The organism is Rhizobium sp. 01N447_2, from assembly GCF_056399245.1.
In genome coordinates this window covers 1-4411 of sequence record NZ_JBFTQY010000149.1, presented here as the reverse complement: position 1 = coordinate 4411, position 4411 = coordinate 1, and the positions used below count along the sequence as shown (strand labels likewise).

4 protein-coding genes are annotated in these 4411 nt (G+C 60.8%); 3 read left to right on the top strand and 1 reads right to left on the bottom strand.

All coding sequences use genetic code 11. The features are described from left to right. From AC1ECN_RS38250 to AC1ECN_RS38240, 3 genes are all read left to right on the top strand, one after another. A partial coding sequence (locus tag AC1ECN_RS38250; protein ID WP_477956008.1) for a DUF624 domain-containing protein occupies window positions 1–632 on the top strand: 632 nt, incomplete at its 5' end. Between the two features lie 40 nt (window positions 633–672). Further along, complete coding sequence (locus tag AC1ECN_RS38245; RefSeq protein WP_477956006.1) at window positions 673–1947, top strand: ABC transporter substrate-binding protein; 1275 nt, start codon at window positions 673–675, stop codon at window positions 1945–1947. Window positions 1948–2024: 77 nt separating this feature from the next. Further along, entirely contained in the window at window positions 2025–3872 is a 1848-nt protein-coding gene (locus AC1ECN_RS38240; protein WP_130698128.1) for a DUF2264 domain-containing protein, read from the top strand. A 47-nt stretch (window positions 3873–3919) separates the two neighbouring features. On the opposite strand, the gene AC1ECN_RS38235 is transcribed toward AC1ECN_RS38240, so the two are convergent. Further along, window positions 3920–4411, bottom strand: a 492-nt coding sequence (locus tag AC1ECN_RS38235) for an HIT family protein (RefSeq protein ID WP_477956005.1), incomplete at its 5' end; no start/stop codon positions are given.

The following is a 4411-nucleotide window of genomic DNA, read 5'->3' as shown; positions in this document are numbered from 1 at the left end:
TCGTGACGCTGCCGGCAGCGCTCGCCGCCATGGCCCGGGTCTCGGTGGCTCTCGTGGAAGACCGCAACACCTATCTGCTGCGGGACTTCACAGAGGCCTTTCTGCGCTACTTCTGGCGCGCCACCGCCTGGGGGCTGGCTTTGGCGGTCGCTCTCGCCGTCTGCATCCATGCGATCGCAACCTATGGCGCCGGCGCGCGGGACAATCTGTTGCTGAGCGCACCGCTGACGGTCGCGCTCGTCGCCACCGCCTTCGTCGCGGTCCTCGCCTGCCATCTCGTCATTCTCATGGTGATGCGCGATCTGCCGGCTCTCCAACTGCTGCGCCTCGCCGCCCTCGCCTCCGTCGTCCGCCCTTTCCCGGCGCTCGCGGCGCTCGCCTTTACCGCCGGCCTATGGCTGGCGCACATCCTCTTCTATCCGGTTTCGGTGTTCATGCCGGCAACCTTCAATTTTTCACTCGGAATGTTCGCCGTCGCATTCGGCGTCCATCGGACGGCGGTGATGGTTCTGGAGCAATTCCAGCAAAAGTGCGCAGCGGTTTTGCGTCCTGAATTGCGCGAAAACCAAAAGAGACACCTGCCAAACGCAACACAGCCGCACCGCGAACCGCATAGACGAGACGCTTCATAAAATAACTGATCCAGAGATGATCCAGGGAAGGAGAACGGGAATGTATTTGGATAAATTCGGGGGGACGGTGAAACTTGCCGTGGCAGGTTTCACCTTGGCGGCGATGACGGCCGGGGCAGCGTTTGCCCAGGACGCCGTGACGCTCAAATGGGCTTTGTGGGATTGGGACAAGACCGCCTATTACAAGCCGCTGATCGAGGCCTATCAGGCCAAGCATCCCAACGTGAAGTTCGAGCCGATGGATCTCGGCTCGCAAGACTACCAGCAGATGATCTCAACGCAGCTGACCGGCGGCTCCAAGGACATCGACATCGTCACCATCAAGGATGTGCCGGGCTACACCAATCTGGTGCGCGCCGGCAACATCGCCGATCTCAGCGGCTTCGTGAAGGATCAGAAAATCGACCCGGCTCCCTATGGCGGCCTGATCGAGGAACTGACCATCGACGGCAAAGTCTACTCCCTGCCGTTCCGGTCCGACTTCTGGGTCGTCTATTACAACAAGGATATATTCGACAAGGCAGGCGTCCCCTACCCCACCAATGACATGACCTGGGCGCAGTTCGACGCGACCGCCGAGAAGCTTTCGGGCGGCATGGGCACCAACAAGACCTACGGCGCGCTTCTGCACACCTGGCGGTCGACCGTTCAGCTGCCCGCCATCCTCGACGGAAAACACACGCTTGTCGATGGCGACTACGGCTTCCTGAAGCCCTGGTACGAGAGGGCGCTGACCCTGCAGAAGGATGGCGCGATTCCCTCCTATGCCTTCCTGAAGACGTCGAACACACATTATTCGGCGCTCTTCTTCAATGGCACGATCGGCATGCTGCCGATGGGAACCTGGTTCGTCGGCACCCAGATCACCAAGGTGAAATCGGGTGAATCGAAGAGCAAGAACTGGGGCATCGTCAAGTTCCCGCATCCCGACGGTGTGGCAACCGGCACGACCGCTGCGCAGATCTCGGGCCTGGCGGTCAACGCCAATTCCGTTCACWAGGAGGCCGCGCTCGATTTCATCAAGTTCGTCACCGGTCCTGAGGGCGCAGCAGTCATCGCCTCGACGGGTACCTTCCCTGCGCTCAAGACGGATGACGTCAGCGCCAAGATCGCGGCAACACCCGGCTTTCCTGAGGATGCGGCCAGCAAGGAGGCGCTGAAGCCGTCGAAAACCTACCTGGAGATGGCGGTCAACCCGAACGCCGCCAAGATCGAGGTCGTGCTCAACCGTGCGCATGACGCGATCATGACCGACAGCACCTCCGTCGATGACGGGCTGAAGGAAATGACTGAAGGCGTGAAGGCCATCAAGTAAGCGTCCAGAAATGTCGAAGGCCGCGAGCAATATCTGCCCGCGGCCGATCCTGTTTTTCATGAATTTCGAGCCTGACAATGATTTATGATCCCGCCCGGGCCAATCCGCTTTTCGGCAATCCCCTGAAGACACGCGACGACCTCGCCAAGGCCGTCATCGATCTCTTCGCGCCGCTACTGCCGTATTTTTCCGAAGGCGGCGCCCGTGTGCGCCTCGGTGCGGCCGCCGCGATCTTCGATCGGGCGGCGGCGGATCTGGAGGGATTTGCGCGGCCGCTCTGGGGGATCGTTCCGCTCGTCGCCGGCGGCGGCACGTTCCCGCACTGGGATCTCTATCGCCGCGGGCTGGCAAACGGCACCAATCCTGCTCATCCCGAATATTGGGGCGATCTTGCCGACCGCAATCAGCGGCTGGTCGAGCTCGCCGCGGTCGGCTTCGCCCTGGCGCTCGTGCCCGAGCACATCTGGGAACCGCTCGACGACAGCGAGAAGAAGACGGTCGCTGCCTATCTTCTCAGAGCGCGCGAGTTGGAATTCATAGACAATAACTGGAAATTCTTCCGTGTGCTCATCGATCTCGGGCTGGAACGCGTGAGCGTGGCGTTCGATCACCGGAAAACCATCGCCTATCTCGACGAACTGGAGGCCTTCGACCTCGGGGACGGTTGGTATCGCGACGGGCCGGTCCGGCGGGTCGATCATTACATTCCCTTCGCCATGCATTTCTACGGCCTGATCTATGCGGTACTGGCCAAGGGCGACGAGGCGCGCAAGGATCGCTTCCGCGATCGCGCTGAGATCTTCGCCAGGGATATCCGCCACTGGTTCGGCCCCGATGGCGCAGCCCTTGCCTTCGGYCGCAGCCAGACCTACCGCTTCGCGGCAGGAGGTTTCTGGGGCGCGCTTGCCTTTGCCTGCGTCGAAGCCCTGCCCTGGGCAGAGATCAAGGGCTATTACATGCGCCATATCCGCTGGTGGTCGGCGATGCCGATTGCCGATCGCGACGGCGTTCTTTCGGTCGGTTACGGCTATCCGAACCTCTTCATGAGCGAGAGCTACAACTCTCCCGGCTCGCCCTATTGGGCGCTGAAATTCTTCCTGCCGCTCGCTCTTCCGCAGGGTCATCCGTTCTGGACCGCCGAGGAGGCACCGCAGCCGGAATTTCCGGAGCCGGTTACGTTGAAGCCGGCGGGCATGGTCGCCATGCACACGCCGGGAAACGTGGTCGTACTCTCCTCGGGGCAGCAGCACGACAAGATGCTCGGCGCAAACGAGAAATATTCGAAATTCGTCTATTCCACACGCTATGCCTTCAACATCGAAGCCGACGACCGGAATTTCTCCGCCGCAAGTTTCGACGGCATGCTCGGCCTCTCCGATGACGGCGTCCATTTCCGCATGCGGGAAACTCTCGAAGAGGCGTTGATCGCTGGTGACCTGCTCTATTCGCGCTGGCGCCCCTGGAGCGATGTCACCATCGAAACCTGGCTGCTTCCCGAAAACCCGTGGCACATCCGCATGCACCGCATCGCCACGCCGCGCACCCTCAGTACCATCGAGGGCGGCTTTGCGATCGAACGCGCGGATTTCAATGCCGATCGCTCCGATGTAAGCGATGGCCGGGCCGTCTGGTACGGACAGACCGACGTCAGCGCCATCGTCGATCTATCGCCCCATCCGAGGGCCGGCCATGCGATGAGCCCGATACCGAACACCAATCTCATCCACGCCAAGACCCTGCTGCCGCAGCTGCGCGGTGAAATCGGCCCCGGAACCACCGTGCTCGCAACTGCGGCAATGGCCCTGTCCAGCCGCGAGAACTGGGCAAAGGCGCTCAACCCGCCGGCCTGCCCTCGCCTCGACGAGGTGGAGCGGCTCTTTCGCGAGAAAGGCGTACAGGTTCCGGCATTCGCCCTCGGGACGTAGCTTGGAGGCACTGGCTTTCGGGTTTCGACCGCAAGCCAGACGGTTGATTATCGTGCGGTCAACTCGGAACGGTATGCTTCAGCGATGCGCTGCGCCAACTGTGCCATTTGATCGTCAGGTATCTGCAGAACCCCGTACTCCGCCATCAGTGCATGGTATTGCTGCTCTTCAAGACGCACACCTGAGGGCAAGGGAACGACATGAAAATGCAGGTGGCTATTGGCTTGTTGGCTGCCGAGCGAAAGCACATAAATTCGCTCGGCGTCGAACACGCTCTTGAGGGCACGCGACAAGACGTGCACCTTCTCCTGTAGTCGAAGATATTCATCTGTCGACATGTCCCACGCCAGATCCTCACGGTGCTCTCTTGGACAGACGAGGCAATAACCGGGCAGAGTGGGATATTTGCTCAGGAAGATGATGGTCTCGTCGTCTTCAAAAACGCGATGGTGAAAGAAGTCAGGGGCATTCCTGACCAAGCCGCAGATAAAGCATGGCCTTGTTCCGATGTCCTGCGCATAAGCCTTGAGATCAAATGG